General features: G+C 64.5%; 16 protein-coding genes. 11 read left to right on the top strand and 5 right to left on the bottom strand.

Features of this window, described 5'->3' with window-relative positions; translation table 11 throughout:
* Nucleotides 1-221 precede the first annotated feature (221 nt).
* Nucleotides 222-1133 (bottom strand): hypothetical protein, encoded by a 912-nt coding sequence (locus SVXhr_RS04725; protein WP_275739918.1) that lies wholly within the window; start codon nucleotides 1131-1133, stop codon nucleotides 222-224.
* Nucleotides 1134-1334: 201 nt separating this feature from the next.
* Here SVXhr_RS04725 and SVXhr_RS04720 point away from each other — a divergent pair, with 201 nt between their 5' ends.
* From SVXhr_RS04720 to SVXhr_RS04670, 11 genes are all read left to right on the top strand, one after another.
* On the top strand, nucleotides 1335-1691 hold the full coding sequence (locus SVXhr_RS04720) for an Hsp20/alpha crystallin family protein (RefSeq protein WP_275739916.1): 357 nt from the start codon (nucleotides 1335-1337) through the stop codon (nucleotides 1689-1691).
* Between the two features lie 16 nt (nucleotides 1692-1707).
* The gene (locus SVXhr_RS04715; protein WP_275739914.1) at nucleotides 1708-3450 is read left to right on the top strand and encodes an AarF/ABC1/UbiB kinase family protein; all 1743 of its coding nucleotides are present in this window, start codon (nucleotides 1708-1710) and stop codon (nucleotides 3448-3450) included.
* A 75-nt stretch (nucleotides 3451-3525) separates the two neighbouring features.
* Nucleotides 3526-3900 carry a translation initiation factor IF-5A gene (locus SVXhr_RS04710; protein WP_275739912.1) on the top strand — a complete coding sequence of 125 codons (375 nt, stop codon included), beginning with the start codon at nucleotides 3526-3528 and terminating at the stop codon, nucleotides 3898-3900.
* Nucleotides 3900-4721: an agmatinase gene (gene speB, locus SVXhr_RS04705; protein WP_275739910.1), complete on the top strand. Its 822-nt coding sequence runs from the start codon at nucleotides 3900-3902 to the stop codon at nucleotides 4719-4721. Before SVXhr_RS04710 ends, speB begins: the two co-directional genes overlap by 1 nt.
* A gap of 59 nt (nucleotides 4722-4780) precedes the next feature.
* A complete protein-coding gene (locus SVXhr_RS04700) occupies nucleotides 4781-5539 on the top strand; it encodes a hypothetical protein (protein WP_275739908.1) in 759 nt (252 codons plus the stop codon).
* Between the two features lie 66 nt (nucleotides 5540-5605).
* Nucleotides 5606-6373, top strand: a complete 768-nt coding sequence (locus tag SVXhr_RS04695) for a Nif3-like dinuclear metal center hexameric protein (RefSeq protein WP_275739906.1) — start codon at nucleotides 5606-5608, stop codon at nucleotides 6371-6373.
* Nucleotides 6374-6814: 441 nt separating this feature from the next.
* Nucleotides 6815-9907, top strand: a complete 3093-nt coding sequence (locus SVXhr_RS04690) for a glycosyl hydrolase (RefSeq protein WP_275739904.1) — start codon at nucleotides 6815-6817, stop codon at nucleotides 9905-9907.
* A gap of 106 nt (nucleotides 9908-10013) precedes the next feature.
* Nucleotides 10014-10583 carry a SprT-like domain-containing protein gene (locus tag SVXhr_RS04685; RefSeq protein ID WP_275739902.1) on the top strand — a complete coding sequence of 190 codons (570 nt, stop codon included), beginning with the start codon at nucleotides 10014-10016 and terminating at the stop codon, nucleotides 10581-10583.
* Nucleotides 10584-10649: 66 nt separating this feature from the next.
* Complete coding sequence (locus SVXhr_RS04680) at nucleotides 10650-11663, top strand: deoxyhypusine synthase (protein ID WP_275739900.1); 1014 nt, start codon at nucleotides 10650-10652, stop codon at nucleotides 11661-11663.
* Nucleotides 11664-11776: 113 nt separating this feature from the next.
* The gene (locus SVXhr_RS04675; RefSeq protein ID WP_275739898.1) at nucleotides 11777-11926 is read left to right on the top strand and encodes a hypothetical protein; all 150 of its coding nucleotides are present in this window, start codon (nucleotides 11777-11779) and stop codon (nucleotides 11924-11926) included.
* A gap of 56 nt (nucleotides 11927-11982) precedes the next feature.
* Nucleotides 11983-12537: a DUF420 domain-containing protein gene (locus tag SVXhr_RS04670; RefSeq protein ID WP_275739896.1), complete on the top strand. Its 555-nt coding sequence runs from the start codon at nucleotides 11983-11985 to the stop codon at nucleotides 12535-12537.
* 49 nt (nucleotides 12538-12586) lie between these two features.
* On the opposite strand, the gene purF is transcribed toward SVXhr_RS04670, so the two are convergent.
* The 4 genes from purF to SVXhr_RS04650 form a co-directional block, all read right to left on the bottom strand.
* A complete protein-coding gene (gene purF / locus SVXhr_RS04665; RefSeq protein ID WP_275739894.1) occupies nucleotides 12587-14014 on the bottom strand; it encodes an amidophosphoribosyltransferase in 1428 nt (475 codons plus the stop codon).
* A gap of 8 nt (nucleotides 14015-14022) precedes the next feature.
* Nucleotides 14023-14196 carry a 50S ribosomal protein L37e gene (locus tag SVXhr_RS04660; RefSeq protein ID WP_275739892.1) on the bottom strand — a complete coding sequence of 58 codons (174 nt, stop codon included), beginning with the start codon at nucleotides 14194-14196 and terminating at the stop codon, nucleotides 14023-14025.
* On the bottom strand, nucleotides 14193-14378 hold the full coding sequence (locus SVXhr_RS04655; RefSeq protein ID WP_275739890.1) for an LSM domain-containing protein: 186 nt from the start codon (nucleotides 14376-14378) through the stop codon (nucleotides 14193-14195). The genes SVXhr_RS04660 and SVXhr_RS04655 overlap by 4 nt, the downstream gene beginning before the upstream one ends.
* 64 nt (nucleotides 14379-14442) lie before the next feature.
* Nucleotides 14443-15522, bottom strand: a complete 1080-nt coding sequence (locus tag SVXhr_RS04650) for a M20/M25/M40 family metallo-hydrolase (RefSeq protein ID WP_275739888.1) — start codon at nucleotides 15520-15522, stop codon at nucleotides 14443-14445.
* Nucleotides 15523-15712: the final 190 nt, after the last annotated feature.

Below are 15712 nucleotides of genomic sequence, written 5' to 3'. Positions count from 1 at the left end.
GTCCGGGGAAAAGTCGATACCGCATCATAATAAATATTGTTATCTATCCATGTCAAGGGAGAGTTTATTTACCGGCCTATATGAATTATACCTGGGAATTGATCCGTCATAGACACGACGGATCGACTAATCGACTAATCGACTGTGACGTGAGATGCATATAATATCGGAAACATTATATCGACACATCGGCGGTGATCGGTTTCCGAGTCAGTCACCGGTCACCCGTCGTCGGCCGATTCGAGCCACTCCGCGGTGTCCGCTGCGAAGGCGGCCAGTTCCTCATCATCGGCTTCCTCGGCGACTGTCCGAACGGTATCGGCGGCGTCAGTCGCGCTGAGATAGCCAAGCGCTCGAAGTGATCGCGCCCGGAGTTGCGTCGAGCCGTCGGGGAGCGTGGATTCGACACGCTCGGCGATGCCGTCTGGGATCGTGTAGTCATCAGCCGCCAGCGTCGAGACGATCTCGATGAGGGGGCCGGAGACGATCTCGTTTCGGTCGTCCACGTACGGTCCAAGCGCCTCGAGGTGGGGGACGATCGCGTCGGGATCGGTTTCGGCCACCGCGACAAGTGCTTTAGCGGCGAGTTCTCGGGCGTTCTCGTTTTGAGCGACGTTTTTCCCGATCTCCTCGCGGACAGGATCGTCAGGGCCGGTGAACTGAGACCCCGCGGGCTCGTCCGGAAGTGTCGGCCCATCCTGATCCAAGGCCGCCACGAGTGCGTCGACGTGGTCGACGAGAGCACCGGGGCGCTCGAAGGCGAGAAAAGCGACGGACTTCGCCGCAAGGAACCGTGTCAGCGGTGTTTTCCCGCTCAGTTCCCGGGTGAGCTTCTCGGCCCCCTCGGCGACGGCGTCCGGCTCGTCCGGGACGAGATGGCCGATGGCACCGAGCGCCGAGTGTTTGACCGCGAGAAAGTCGTCCTCGACAAAGTCGAGCAGATCCGGGATCAGCGGAGCGATCCGCTCGGAGTCGACGTAGGCGACTGCCTGGCAGACGTCCAGTGCCCGCTTGCGCGTGATATCCTCGTCGGCCTCCAGGTACGGGCGGATGTCCGCGACCGTCACAGACGTCGGCTCCTCCTCGGCGCGCTCGACGAGGGTCTCGACGTCTCCCGTGGCGTCGGCTGTCATTACTGGGCTGATTTTTCGTGCGTGGACTTCTAACCTTTGTGATGTCGACCGTTCGATGCTCTCCCCGATCTGTCTCGTGGCGATTCCGCCCGAACTCCCCTGTATCGCCCAGGGGACATGTGACAGCCGAAAGTGCGAGTGGTGATCGACGAGAGTGACGGGACCACCGTGTTTTTGGCCCTACCGTCCAAAGGGGTTGGTATGTCAGCACTCCGCGATGCACTGTCGGACCTTCCGGACGCCGTCTTTGCCGACCTCCTGGAGTCGGAGTCGGCCTACCTGTTGGTGATCGACCTGCCCGGGGCGACCGCCGACACGGTCGACGCACAGACCGAAGGCCACCGGCTCAGCATCGAGGCGCGCCGAGCCAAGGACGTCCCGACCGACTTCGAGTACGTCGCCGAAGATCGATCGCTGTTCCTGGACGTGGAGCTTCCGTTGCCGCCGGACGTGGCGGCCGACGGGATCTCGGGTGCAGTCGACCGTGGCGTCCTCGAGATCACCCTCCCGAAGATGTCCGAGGCCGAAACCGAGCCGATCCCGATCGAGGACGCCTGAGGCGGGTGTCGAGTCGGTGTCCCTTCGCTCCTATCGACGGTTCCTCACCGTCCTCGTCGAGTTCCTGCCGCTGGCGCTGACGTACGCCCGCGACCGCCGCCGGTTCCTCCTGTTCGGATCGAGCCGGTCGGTGTCGTCGGCCCAGCGCCACGAGCGCGCATCGACGTTGTTGCAGTCGTTGCTGACGCTGGGGCCGACGTTCATCAAACTCGGGCAGATGCTCTCGACCCGGCCGGACGTCCTGCCCCCGGAGTACGTCACCGAGTTCTCGAAACTCCAGGATCGGGTTCCGCCGGCCGACTGGGACGACGCGAGGGTCGTCCTCGAGGATGAGCTTGGTCCCGTTGAGGAGCGCTTCAGCGACTTCGACACCGAGGCGATCAGCGGGGCGAGCCTGGGACAGGTTTACTACGCCGAAATCGATGGCGATCCGGCCGCCGTCAAAGTCCGACGCCCGGGTGTCGAGGAGTTAGTCCAGGCCGACCTCCGGGTGCTGCGGTGGCTCCTCCCGATCTTGCTTTACTTCGTCGATGACGCCCGGTCGTTCTCCCTGGAGACGCTCGCGGACGAATTCGACCAGACGATCCGCCAGGAGATGGACTACGAACGCGAGGCCCGGATGCTGACCGAGATCCGGGAGAACTTCGCCGGCGATGACCGGGTTCGTATTCCCCCGGTGGTTGAATCCCATTCGACCGAGCGCGTGCTCACGATGGAGTACGTCGAGGGCACGAAGATCAACGACGTCGAGGAACTCGACGAGAAGGGCATCGACCGGACGCAACTCGCGGAGACGCTCGAACGGGCGTACTTCCAGATGATCGTCGAGGACGGCGTCTATCACGCCGATCCCCATCCCGGAAACCTCGCCGTGCAAGACGATGGGACGCTCGTATTCTACGACTTCGGGATGAGCGGCAGAGTCGATTCGTTCCTCCAGGACCGGATCATCGACTTCTACATGGCCGTCGCCGAGCAGGACATCGACGCCATCCTGGATGCGCTCATCGAGATGGGGACGCTCAGCCCGGAGGTCGATCGGCAGGTCATGGCCGACGTGATGGAACTCGCCATCGCGGACGCCCGCGGGGAGGAAATCGAGCAGTACCGCGTCCAGCAGATCATCCAGAGCGTCGAGGACACGATCTACGAGTTCCCGCTTCGGCTGCCGGAGAACCTGGCACTGGTCCTCCGAGTCGCAACTGTCGTCGAGGGGGTCGCCGTCACGCTTGACCCCGACTTCGACTTCATCTCGGTCGCGACTGACTTCCTGCGCGAGGAGGGGTACCTCGAAGAGAGCGCCCGACAGTTCGTCTCCGATCGCGTCACCGAGGTTCGGGACGCCGGTCGGTCAGCCGTCAGGGTGCCACCGAAGCTCGAAACCACGCTCGATCGGATCGACCGCGACGACTTCTACGTCCGGGCGGACATCGAGGACTCGGACAATCTCCTGGATATTCTGGCGACTCGGCTGATCCTGGGGATGATCGCGGCCGGCGGACTCGTCTCGACGTCAGTGCTGTACTCACTTTCGACAGTGCGAGCCACGCTGCTCGCCGCGCTCGTGACAACCGTGGCGTTGTTTGCGCTCTATCGGTCGTTCCGCAAGCGCCGGTCGATCCGGGCAACGCCGCAGTTCACCCGCCAGAAGATGCGACAGCGAGAGTCGAATGAGCAGACAGAGTCACCACCGATCGGGGCCGACGGACCGATCGACGAGGCGGACGCGAAAGTGGCCGAGGAAGATCGCTGGACCTGACGCGATCGAAACCGACCGAAACGCACCCCGACGCGTTCCAAACCGTTTATACTCGTCCCCGGATAATCCCGCCACATGGCAAAACAGCAGACCGAGGTTCGGGAACTCGACGAGGGGAGTTACGTGATGATGGACGACGAGCCGTGTAAGATCACGTCCTACAGTACGGCCAAACCCGGCAAACACGGCAGTGCGAAGGCCCGCATCGACGGCAAGGGCGTCTTCGACGGGAAAAAGCGCAGCCTCTCCCAGCCGGTCGACGCGAAGATCTGGGTCCCGATCATCGAGCGCAAACAGGGCCAGGTCGTCTCGGTCTCGGGCAACGACGCCCAGGTCATGGATCTCGAAACCTACGAGACGTTCACGATGCGCGTCCCCGAAGACGAGAGTCTCTCGCCCGACGACGAGATCGAGTACCTCGAACTCGAAGAGCAGCGAAAGATCGTATAATGGCCTTCCCCGGCGCGAGTGCCGACCGGGAGCCGGCCGACTACGCGGTCGTCGGTGCGCCGCTGGACGTCTCGACGACGTTCCGGCCCGGCACCCGGTTTGGCCCCACTCGCGTCCGGGAACTCGCGGCCACCTTCGAGGACTACGACCACCACACTGACCGTCACTTCACCGACTGCGCCGTCAGCGATCACGGCGACGTCGGGGCCGTCGGGGCTGTCGACGACGCTGCCGAGTATCTCACCTTTCTGGAAGGCGAACTCGACGACCTGCGGGCCGACGGAATCGTTCCCGTCCTGATCGGCGGCGAGCACACCGTCACCGTCGCGGGCGTTCGGAGCGTCAAGCCGGACGTCTTCGTCTGTCTCGACGCCCATCTGGACCTCCGGGCAGCCTACGCCGGCAACCCGCTGAGTCACTCGACGGTCACCCGCCACGCCCTGGAGGTCGCCGATCGCGCGGTGATCCTCGGGGCACGAGCCGGCAGCAAAGCCGAGTGGGAGCGCGCCGACGCTGCGGACGTGACGGTCGTCCCGCCCGAGGAAGTGAGCGCGTGGACGCCGGAGTTCGCGAACGAATCGATCTATCTCAGCGTCGACGTCGACGCCGTCGATCCCGGGTTCGCACCCGGCACCGGGACGATGGAGCCCTTCGGACTGACGCCACGGGAGATCCAGGACGTGGTTCGGTCGGTCGCACCCCACGCTGACGGCTTCGACGTGGTCGAGGTCAACGACCGCGACGAGGGCCAGGCCGCCACGCTGGCGGCGAAGCTCCTGCGAGCATTCGTTTACGAGCACGCGGCGAACGACAGTGAGTAAGTGCTCGGCCAGCGTCGAAACTGCGTAGCTTTTTGCCACCGCGGCCGCGAGTAGATCACATGGATCGACTGGCGTCGTGTTACTTCTGTGGCGTCGCGGTCGACGCACCGCTCGAAGAGTACCCCGTCGTGCCCCGCGATCTGCGTCCGTCCGTCGAAAACCAGCAGACTGTTGTCCTGTGCCCGGAGTGTCGGCGCAAGCTCTCGACGATCGTCGACAGCGTGGCCGCGGCGGCGACGGACCCTGACCAGACGACGCTCGCGGGGAACAGCCCGGATGCCGTCACGTCCGAGAGCACCGACGCCGCCGATGATATTGAGCAACCAACGGAAGCAATCGAGTCGACTGATGACCGTCCAGCGGATAGCTCGCTGATCGAAGGCTTCGGCCACGACGACGAGCCGTCGCTCATCGAGGTGGAAGGGACACCTGAAGCCGACGAGCCGACAGCAGGTGACGTCGTGAGCAACGAGGATCAGCGAGAGGAGACGCCGGACGCTGATGACAGCAAAAGCGGAGACGACGACACGACCGATACAAGAGAGAGCGAGGATACAGATGACGAAGACGCTGCAGATACTGGGGACGCTACTGGAGAGACATCCGCTCAGGACTTCGACCGGTCGTCGTACAACCGCGTCGTCCGACTGCTCCAGAACCGCGACTTCCCGCTCGAAATTGAGGAGATCACGACGATCGCCGGCAGTGCCTACGAGATCGAGCGCCGCGAAACCGAGGCGATCATCGACGCGCTGGTTGATCGCGGTGTGATCGACCGCGACGGCGATCAGCTGTTCCGGCCGGACGGCGGTGACTGACAGGACAGACACATCCATTCACCAGTCGACCACAATCACTACGGCCGGGCCCGTCGAAGCCGACGTATGGACTGTCAAGAACTGTGTTCGCGCTTCGACGACCGACTCGACGTCGCCGCCTACGCCGGGATCGACGCCAGCGAGAACGGCCTCCAGGTGGGACCCGAAGAACGGGACGTCGAGCGGGTCGCGTTCGCCGTCGACGCGGCCGTCGAGACGATCGAGGGGGCAGCCGAGGCGGGCGCTGATCTGCTGGTCGTCCATCACGGACTGCTGTGGGGTGGCGACGGCCGGGTGACCGACCTGCGGTACCGTCGCATCGAGCGGCTCCTCGACGCCGACATGGCCCTGTATGCCGTCCACCTCCCGCTAGACGGCCACCAGGATCTCGGTAACGCCGCCGGGCTCGCCGACGTCCTCGACCTGGGGAATCGAGCCCCCTTCGGCGAGATCGACGGCGAGTACATCGGCCAGCGCGGCCGGGCACGGGAGCCGTTTACGGTGGGAGAGCTCCGCGAGCTACTGTCGAGCGAACTCGACACCGGCGGTGAAAGCGTGCAGGTGCTGGATTTCGGCCCCGACGAAATACGGGACGTGGCAGTCGTGACCGGCAGCGGGACGGACTGGATCGACGAGGCCGCGGCGAAGGACGTCGACGCGCTGGTGACCGGCGAGGGCAAACAGCAGGTCTACCACCGGGCGCGCGAGCACGGTATCCACGTCTTCCTGGCGGGTCACTACGCGACCGAAACCTTCGGCGTGCGCGCGCTGGCCGGCCTCGCCGAGGAGTGGGGCGTAGCGACGACGTTCGTCGACCATCCGACCGGCCTGTAGCCGAGTCAGGCGCTGCCCGATGGACGGCAGGCCGATAGCAGGCGAGAAAGCGTTGTCCGGCCAATGCCCAGATGGGTGTGGGGACACGGACGAAAACAAGTACGTTTATTTATTGCTATGAACTAACACAACACGGTAGCGCTTGATACGGCACCGATACCGCTGAGCGAGATCCACGACGTGGGGCACAGTCGGGGGGTGAGTCGACGGCCGTGGGAGAGACATTAATAGCAGTACGACCGAGTAGCGGCCTCTCGGTCTGGCCCCTCACTGAAGACGAATGTCGTAGTGTGGCCGTCGATGCCTACCGGAGCAGACAATGACAATACGCAACTGCCGAACGGCGAGGGTGCGGAAAGCGAACCACGGACGAAGAGCCAGACCAAACCGAAACACATCGCGGCTAGATGTCCGATTGGGATCGATCGGGGGGAACCGCTGATGGCTGAAGATCCCGACCTCGACCTCTCACGGCGGAATTGGTTGAAAGCCCTCGGGGTGGCCGGGACGCTTGGGACCATGCCAGCAGGGGTGGCCAGTGCCGAAACAATCGTGGGTACAGGTGGGTATCACGATGGACCACCGGCGGGTGCTGATACCCACGAGTTCACGCGCCATACGACAGCAGACTTCGGGGACGGGCCCATTCCAACGAACGACTGGTACTCGGTGATTGGTCTCGAAGGGATCACCGGAGAGGACGTCACGATCGCCGCCCATCCGCTCGCGTACAAGACCCAGCAAGCGGGCCTCCAGGTAGAGCATCCGACCGACTGGACGACCAGCTGGGACGACGCCGACCAAGTCGGTGACGTGGTGATCGACGACGTCATGGACATGACGATCAGCCACGCCGACAGCGACGGCTACACCGACCTGGCGCTTTCCGATCACGGGGACTGGTCAGTCAGTGCCGTCTTCGGCGAGGGGACCGGCAGTGCCCTCCGGGTCACGATGGCACAGGGCTCACCGTTCGTCTACTGCGAACCCGCGAGCGGCGGGGTCGTGATCGAGTTCGGTGCCGCCGTCGACGTCTGGGCCCACAAGCAAAACGTCGTCGGGCTCACGGTCAACGGCAACGACTACGGGCTGTACACCCCGAACGGCACGGCCTGGAGTGGCGTCGGATCCACGACGATGACGACCGGGGCCGAGTACTGCTCGATCGCGGTCCTGCCGGACAGCACCTATCTCGAAACGTACGAGGAGTACGCGTACAACGTCCTCCGAGACACGCGCTTCGAGTGGGAGTACAGCGAGAGCGACGCGACGATCACGACCACCTTCAACTTCGAGGTCGAAGAGCTCCCGGACAGCCCGACATCGGGGACAGTCGCCGGCCTGTTCCCCCATCACTGGAAGTACTCCGCCGAGCCCACGCTCGATGCCACGTATCCGTCGGCACGGGGCGAAATGCAAATCCTCACCGGTGACTCCTTCTCGGTCGAGTACGGGTGGAACGGCATGCTCCCGTTCCTCCCGGATGAGGGGAGTTATGATCGAGCGAGCCAGGAGACGCGCCTGAACGAGGTGAGCGAGTCGATCAACGGCGGCATCACCCAGGACACCTACCGCTTCGGGAAGGACACCGCGAGTCGGATGGCGAAGTGTGCCGCGGTCGCCGATCAGGTCGGGATGACCGGCAAGCGGGACGCGCTCCTGGGGACGGTCAAGGACGGCCTCGAGGAATGGTTCAGCCCCAGCGACGAGGCGACGTTCTACTACGACGATTCCGTCGGGGCCCTCCAGGGATATCCGGGGAGTCACGGGTCGATCACGGACCTCAGCGACCACCACTTCCACTTCGGCCACTACGTCTGGGCGGCAGCACGCGTCGCCCGGCACGATCCGGCCTGGGCCGAGCGATCGAACTGGGGCGGCATGGTCGAGGAGCTGATCCGCGACTACGCCAATCCGGATCGGACCGACGACCGCTACCCGTTCAACCGGAATTTCAGCGTCTACGAGGGCCACTCTTGGGCCCACGGCTCGGGCAGCTTCGGCCTCGGGAACAACCAGGAATCCTCGTCGGAGGCGATGATGGCCTACGCGGCGATGATCGAGTGGGGCGAGTACACGGGCAACACGGAGATCAGAGACTTCGGGATGGCGCTGTACGCGATGCAGGCCCGGGCGATCCAGGAGTACTGGATGGACCGCGATCAACAGCACTTCCCGGACGACTGGGAGGCGAACTTCGCCGGCATCGTCTGGGGGATGGGCGCGGCACACTCGACGTGGTGGACGGCTGACAGCGAGGCCGTCTACGGGATTAACATGCTGCCGCTGTCGGGCTTCTCGATGCACCTGGGGTGGGACGAGACACTGGCCGAGCGGAACTTCGAGCAGATCGCGGCGCTCAAAGGCGGCGAGTTCACCTACTGGCCGGACATCCTCTGGATGTACCGCGCGTTCTCGGACCCCCAGGACGCCATCGACCGCTTCGAATCCCGCGCGGACAGCTACACGCCGGAGGATGCCCAGGAGCCGGCGCACACGCGCTACTGGCTGTACACCCTCCGGGAACTCGGATCGCCCGATCCGAGCGTGACCGCCGACACGCCGCTGTATACGGTCTTCGACGACGGCAGCGAGCGGACCTACGTCGCCTACAACGCCGACGACTCCGCGACAACGGTGACGTTCAGCGACGGGACGACGCTGGACGTACCGGCGAACTCGATGGCGACGAGCACGGGCGACGGCGACGACGGTGGCGGCGAGAACCCGGCCGAACAGTCGCCCTACGGGGGCGCTCCCCACGCGATCCCCGGTCGAATCCAGGCCCAGGAGTACGACGAAGGCGGCCAGGACGTGGCCTACAACGACACGACCGAGACCAACCAGGGCGGTGCCGTCCGCACTGGCGAGTCCGTCGATATCGAGACAGTCAGTGACGCCACGGGCGGCGAGTACAACGTCGGCTGGATCGCCGACGGTGAGTGGCTGGAGTACACTGTCAACGTCGAGGAGGCCGGAACCTACGACGTGGACTTCCGGGTCGCCTCGCAGGTCGGCGGCGGCACACTCCACGCCGAAGTCGGCGGCAGCGACGTGACCGGGGCAGTCAGCTTCGAGGCGACGGGTGGCTGGCAATCCTGGACGACGGTGACGATCAGTGGCGTCGAACTCACCGCCGGCGAGCAGGTCCTGCGGCTGTCGATGGACGACAGCGAGTTCAACGTCAACTGGGTCGAGTTCACTCTCGAGGACGACGGCGGTGGCGAGAGTGGGGACGGTGAGTACGCAGGTACTGCGGGCGACGGCTGGTCCGCGACGGTGACACGGGTCGACGCGGAGCGTCACGAGTGGTCCTTCGAGCCCGCCAACGCGGCAGACTGGGCAGACATCCAGTTCACTGACCCCGGCACCGACAGCTGGGTCGGCTACCGGATGGATCACCGGGACGGCGACGACATCCACGTGCACACGCGCGAGACGGCGGACGACGGACCGACGATCGACTTCCGGTTCGTCTGGGACGACGGCGGCGACGGCCAATACGTCAGCGAGCGCCGGACCCACGAGTTCTGATCGGCCCATCCGCCCGCCGTTTTCGTTGTTTCCGTCCCATCGAGACAGGCCGTATCGTGAGCAGTGGATCGCATCTCTCAAAGGGAGCGCACCCGAGCAGCCGTCGATGGCGGGATTGGCATACGACGCGATCGAGAGCCACGACGACCTGGTCGCCTTCTCGCGGCAGTACGCCCGTGAGGCCCGTCGCGAGTGGCTGCTCGATGTCCGGTTCGACCTCGTCGAATGGGAGGTTTCGACGCGAGCGCGCCGGCGGGCGGCAGCGGTCAAACGACCAGAAGTGCCGGACACGACGGTCGGCGAGCCGATCGACTGGGAGCGCGTCCCGGACAGCGACGGTCGACCGCTTCCCTGTACGGTCTCGCTTTCCTGGGGCGCTTTCGAAGCATTTTCGCAGGCAGAGTGGGAGTCGACGCTGCGCCATGAACTGCTGCACGTCGAGCAGTTCCAGCGCGATGGGACCACTGGCCACGGCGCGGCATTCAAGCGCCGGGCTCAGGAAGTCGAGACGGACGTTCGCTGTCGAGCGTTCGCCACCCCAGAGTGGCTGTTCCGGTGTGGCGATTGTGGGACGGAAGTCGCCCGGCGATATCGCGATTGTGCGTTCGTTCGCGAGTACGAGGCGTACCGCTCGGACTGTTGTGGCGCGGGGCTGGTTCGAAGCCAGCCCGAGTAGAGGAGGACGCTTCTGACTCAGGGCGCGATCGTACGCTTCAAGCGCCTCGCCCGCCGAGAGTCGAGCATGACTGACGACCACGCGGACGACCATCGCAAGACGTTCCATCACGATCCGATCGGCCACGCCGAGGTGCGAGCCGGCATGACCGTCGACGAACTCGCCGACGAGTACGGCAACGGGGGCTTCGGCGCGAGTACGCTCCACGAGGCCGTCGACATCTACAGCGAGATGCTCGACGACGAGGTGACGAACTTCCTCGGACTGGCTGGCGCGATGGTCCCCGCCGGGATGCGCCGGATCGTCGCCGACCTGATCCGGGACGGCCACGTCGACGCGCTGGTGACGACGGGCGCGAACCTCACGCACGACACCATCGAGGCCATCGGCGGCAAGCACCACCACGGCGAGGCCGTCGCCGAGGATCGGACGCCCCGTGAACACGACGAGCAGTTGCGCGACGAGGGCGTCGATCGCATCTACAACGTCTATCTCCCCCAGGAGTTCTTCACGACCTTCGAGGAGCACCTCCGTGCGGAGGTGTTCCCGACGCTGGAGGAAGAGGGCGCCGTCTCGATCCAGCGGCTGACCGAGGAACTCGGCCGGGCGAACGCCGCGGTCAACGAGCGCGAGGACGTCGAGGAGGGGCCCGGCATCGCCGCCGCGGCCTACGAGAACGACGTGCCGATCTACTGCCCCGCCGTCCAGGACTCCGTGCTGGGACTTCAGGCCTGGATGTACAGCCAGACGAGCGAGTTCACGCTCGACGCGCTGGCGGACATGACCGGCATCTCGGACATCGCCTACGAGGCGGATCAGGCCGGCGCACTGGTGGTCGGCGGCGGCGTCCCGAAGAACTTCGTCCTCCAGACGATGCTGGTCAGTCCGGACGCCTACGACTACGCCGTCCAGTTGACGATGGATCCGCCACAGACCGGCGGGCTCTCCGGGGCGACGCTCGACGAGGCGCGGTCGTGGGGGAAACTGGAGAAGGCCGCCCGGAACGCCTCGGTGTACGCCGACGCGACGATCACGTTCCCGCTGCTCGTGGCGGCGGCCCGCGAGCGGATCGGGAAATAACGCTGCCCGTGAAACAGGCGATAGTTTTTTATTATAGTGTTCAGAGGACTAGGTGTATCGGATCGAACGAATAGGAAACCGGGGTTACCAATACAAAATCGGGGGATATATGCATGGAGTCACCGGGAAACTCGTCGGGGACGAACCGACCGCGAATAGACGCCGAACACACGGACGAACAGCTGTACATCATCTATGATCGGGTGAACTTCGACGCCTGGATTCAGTCGGATTACCACGTCGACCGGACCGGTTGGCGGTGAGCGGGGGGAGTTCGCCGATCGTAACGGCCTTTGGGAACGCCTCGCCAGTCACACGTATGCAATCGATCGTGCGTGAGCGGACGGTGGCGGTGACGACCGTCCTCACGATCAGCTCACTGGTAGTGATCTTCGGCGTCGTTGGGGGAGTGGTGCCGTCGTCGTGGCTCCCCCGAACCGACGCCGTCGACGCGCTCCCGCACCTGAACGCCGCACTCAGCGCACTCGCGCTCATCGCGATCGGGGCCGGCATTCGAGCGGTCCACCGGGGTGCGATCGACGCTCACCGCCGACGGATGGGGGCCGCGTTCGGGCTCTTTGTGGCGTTTCTCGCCAGCTACCTGTACCGAATTACCGTCGCAGGGACGGCCACCTTCGACGGCCCATCAGTGCTCGAACCGGTGTATCTGCTCGTCCTCGCGATCCACGTCACGCTCGCGATCGTCTGCCTGCCGCTCGTCTACTACGTGTTATTACTGGCCTACGGGTACGACCGCCGGGAGCTTCCCCAAACTCCACATCCACGCGTCGGCCGAATCGCCGCGACGCTCTGGGCGGTGTCGTTCACGCTCGGCCTGGTCGTATACGTCGCGCTGTACGTTGCTCCGTGGTAGTCCACCGATCGGTCGAGCATCGAGACTGACCGCTGTTCTCGAAGGACGGTCAATCGTCAGCGACACTCGGCTCATCGATGACCGGTCGTTCTATCTCCCGGTCAGTGGCCTCGCCGTCGATGTCGTAGGGATACTCGCCGGTGACACACCCCAGGCAGAGGTCGTCGCGATCCGTCCCGAGCGTCTCGGAGATGGCGTCGATCGAGAGATACGAGAGGCTGTCGGCACCGATCGTTTCGCGGATCTCCTCGACCGAACGGTCGCCGGCGATCAACTCGTCACGGCTGGCCATGTCGATCCCCATATAACAGGGGGCGACGATCGGCGGTGAGCCGATCCGGAGGTGGATCTCCTCGGCCCCGGCATCACGCAACAGGTCGATCAACTGCGTCGAGGTCGTCCCGCGGACGATCGAATCGTCGATCAGCGTGACGCTTTTGCCCTCGATCGTGTTCTTGATCGGGTTGAGTTTCAACCGGACGGCGCGTTCGCGCTCGTCCTGCGTCGGCATGATAAACGTCCGACCGACGTAGCGGTTTTTCATCAAACCCTCGGCGAATTCGACGTCCTCGGCGGCCGCCGCGTAGCCGGAGGCAAACGCCCGTCCCGAGTCCGGCACCGGCAGGACGACGTCGGTGTCGATGCCCGACTCCTCGTAGAGCTTCTGTCCGAGTTCACGGCGGGTGTCGTAGACGAGCTGTCCGTCGATTTCGGAGTCCGGACGGGCGAAGTAGACGTGTTCGAAAAAGCAGTGAGCCGTCCGATCGTTCTCGACGAGTTGATAGGTGTCGTACCCCTCGCCGTCGGGCTGCAACACGACCAGTTCACCCGGCTGAACGTCCCGGATGACCTCACCATCGAGAGTGTCGACAGCCGAGGATTCCGAGGCGAGGACGTAGCCATCATCGAGTTCCCCGATACACAACGGCCGATTGCCCTGTGGATCACGAACGCCGAGGACGGTGTCGTCGTGGGTGATCGTCAGTGAATACGAGCCGTGGATTCGCCGCATCGTCCGTTTGACTGCTCTGACGAGGTCGGCTTCGAGCAGGTTCCGGGCGAGATCGTGGGCGATGACCTCCGTGTCGCCGTCCGAGGTGAAGGCGTGGCCGAGATTCGCGAGTTCGTCCCGCACGTCGTCGGCGTTGACGAGGTTACCGTTGTGACTCAACGCGAGCGACCCGCTCTTGAAGGAGACGGTAAAGGGCTGGGCACAACTCGAATCGACGCTGCCTGCGGTCGGATACCGGACGTGCCCGATCCCGACTGAGCCGGCGAGTCCATCGATGTCGTCGGGTTCGAACACATCGCCGACGAGCCCCATCCCGATGTGGCTGTGCTGTTGAAAGCCGTCGTGGGTCACGATCCCGGCCGACTCCTGGCCGCGATGTTGGAGTGCGTACAACGAATAATACAGCGGGCGAGCCGCCTCACGATCCGCAAGCGAGATGCCGACCACACCGCACTTTTCGTCCATCGATCGGGTTATTCGCCGGCCTTCTCCTGCCAGGCATAGTCACGCCGCTTGGCGGATTTGCCGAATCCACACGACGCACAGACGCCTTTCGTGACGTGATAGGACTTCTCGCCACACCGCCGACACTTGACGTGTGTCGTCTTGTTCTTCTTGCCCTGGCTCGGAGTTCCTTTCCCGGTCATAGGTGTATCGATACGACGTTGTCGCCGCGTATAATCGTTGTGTCTTCGCCCGCCGACAGCACCAGATTCAGGTGCTGGTCGTACCCAGTAAGTTCCCCTTCCAGAACCTCGCCGCCTTTCAGATCGACCGTAACCGTCGACCCGACAGTCTCTTCGAGAACGTCACGTGGTTGATCACTCATACGGATACGAGACAGCGATGGCTTGATAAACGTGTCGGCTTTCGAAACGACCTCTCGCTGGTGACTAGGCCCTCGACTCGGTGTCGAATTCGACGCCGAAGGGCGCAAGCGACTCGGCGGCGACGGCCAAGGAACCGAGCAGCGTGGCCGCGTTCGTCAGATCCGCCGTGTCGATCACTTCGACGGGCGTGTGCATGTAGCGATTCGGCAGGCCCAGATTCACCGACGGGACGCCCCCACGCTGGGTGTAGAAGGCGTCCGCATCAGTGCCGGTCCGGATGCCCGTCGCTTCGAGCTGGACGTCGAGACCCTCCTCGTCAGCCACGGAGCGGAGTGCGTCGACGAGTCGCGGGTGGTTCGCACTGCCACGCGCGACAACCGGTCCGGCACCGAGTTCGACGCCGTTGGATCGTTTCCCCGGCACGTCCGGCGTATCAGTCGCGTGCGTGACGTCCACCGCCACCACGGCGTCGGGATCGAGATCGAACCCGACCATCTTCGCGCCCTGGAGGCCGAGTTCCTCCTGGACGGTGCTGACGGCGTAGACCGTCGCCGAGGCGTCGGCGTCGCTTGCCGTTCGGAGCGCTTCGGCAGCCGTCCAGATCCCCACGCGGTTGTCCATGCCGCGGGCCGACAGCCGCGTCCCCGCGAGCGATTCGAGGCCCGAGGCAAATGTCACTGGATCGCCGATCTCGACGCGCTCGCGAGCGGACTCGCCGTCGGCGACGCCGATGTCGACGTGTTGTTCGGCCACGTCGTCGATACTGTCGTCCTCGCGATCACGCAGGTGGATCGCCGTCTGGCCGACCACGCCGGAGACAGGCCCCGCATCGGTGTGAACAGTGACGTGCTGGCCACGAGTGACCGTCCGATCCGACCCGCCGATCCGGGACAACTGGAGGAACCCATCGTCGGTGATGTCCCGGACCATGAAGCCGATCTCGTCACCGTGGCCGGCGATCGCGATCTCGCGATCCCCGTCGCCCTCGTGGACCGCGACGGCGTTGCCGTAGTCATCAGTCCTGACGTTGTCGGCGAACTGTGAGACGTACTCGATCCAGACCCGCTGGCCGGGCGTTTCGAAGCCCGATGGGCTGGCAGTGTCGAGGAGCGATTCGAGAAAGTCCCGCTGTGGGTCGTCCATGCGACCATTCGGGGTGGCCCCACCAAGAAAACCTCGCCTGCCCGGCGGAACTTCTTTGGGAGCACTCGTCGAGCCCCCTGTATGGACGAGTTCACGTTCATGGAACTACATTTCGAGGACGGGTCGATCCCCGCCGGAAGCAGTACGAGGGAGGTAGTAACCGCGGTGAACTGAGCGGGACGGACGAAAA

It is taken from the genome of Halorhabdus sp. SVX81 (assembly GCF_029207715.1).
GTDB lineage: Archaea > Halobacteriota > Halobacteria > Halobacteriales > Haloarculaceae > Halorhabdus.
This window is presented reverse-complemented; position numbering and strand designations above follow the sequence as displayed.

Coding starts and splice junctions, on each gene's coding strand:
- SVXhr_RS04725 (WP_275739918.1), bottom strand. CDS start 1,133: ATGACAGCCGACGCCACGGGAGACGTCGAGACCCTCGTCGAGCGCGCC.
- SVXhr_RS04720 (WP_275739916.1), top strand. CDS start 1,335: ATGTCAGCACTCCGCGATGCACTGTCGGACCTTCCGGACGCCGTCTTT.
- SVXhr_RS04710 (WP_275739912.1), top strand. CDS start 3,526: ATGGCAAAACAGCAGACCGAGGTTCGGGAACTCGACGAGGGGAGTTAC.
- speB (WP_275739910.1), top strand. CDS start 3,900: ATGGCCTTCCCCGGCGCGAGTGCCGACCGGGAGCCGGCCGACTACGCG.
- SVXhr_RS04700 (WP_275739908.1), top strand. CDS start 4,781: ATGGATCGACTGGCGTCGTGTTACTTCTGTGGCGTCGCGGTCGACGCA.
- SVXhr_RS04695 (WP_275739906.1), top strand. CDS start 5,606: ATGGACTGTCAAGAACTGTGTTCGCGCTTCGACGACCGACTCGACGTC.
- SVXhr_RS04690 (WP_275739904.1), top strand. CDS start 6,815: ATGGCTGAAGATCCCGACCTCGACCTCTCACGGCGGAATTGGTTGAAA.
- SVXhr_RS04685 (WP_275739902.1), top strand. CDS start 10,014: ATGGCGGGATTGGCATACGACGCGATCGAGAGCCACGACGACCTGGTC.
- SVXhr_RS04680 (WP_275739900.1), top strand. CDS start 10,650: ATGACTGACGACCACGCGGACGACCATCGCAAGACGTTCCATCACGAT.
- SVXhr_RS04675 (WP_275739898.1), top strand. CDS start 11,777: ATGGAGTCACCGGGAAACTCGTCGGGGACGAACCGACCGCGAATAGAC.
- SVXhr_RS04670 (WP_275739896.1), top strand. CDS start 11,983: ATGCAATCGATCGTGCGTGAGCGGACGGTGGCGGTGACGACCGTCCTC.
- purF (WP_275739894.1), bottom strand. CDS start 14,014: ATGGACGAAAAGTGCGGTGTGGTCGGCATCTCGCTTGCGGATCGTGAG.
- SVXhr_RS04660 (WP_275739892.1), bottom strand. CDS start 14,196: ATGACCGGGAAAGGAACTCCGAGCCAGGGCAAGAAGAACAAGACGACA.
- SVXhr_RS04655 (WP_275739890.1), bottom strand. CDS start 14,378: ATGAGTGATCAACCACGTGACGTTCTCGAAGAGACTGTCGGGTCGACG.
- SVXhr_RS04650 (WP_275739888.1), bottom strand. CDS start 15,522: ATGGACGACCCACAGCGGGACTTTCTCGAATCGCTCCTCGACACTGCC.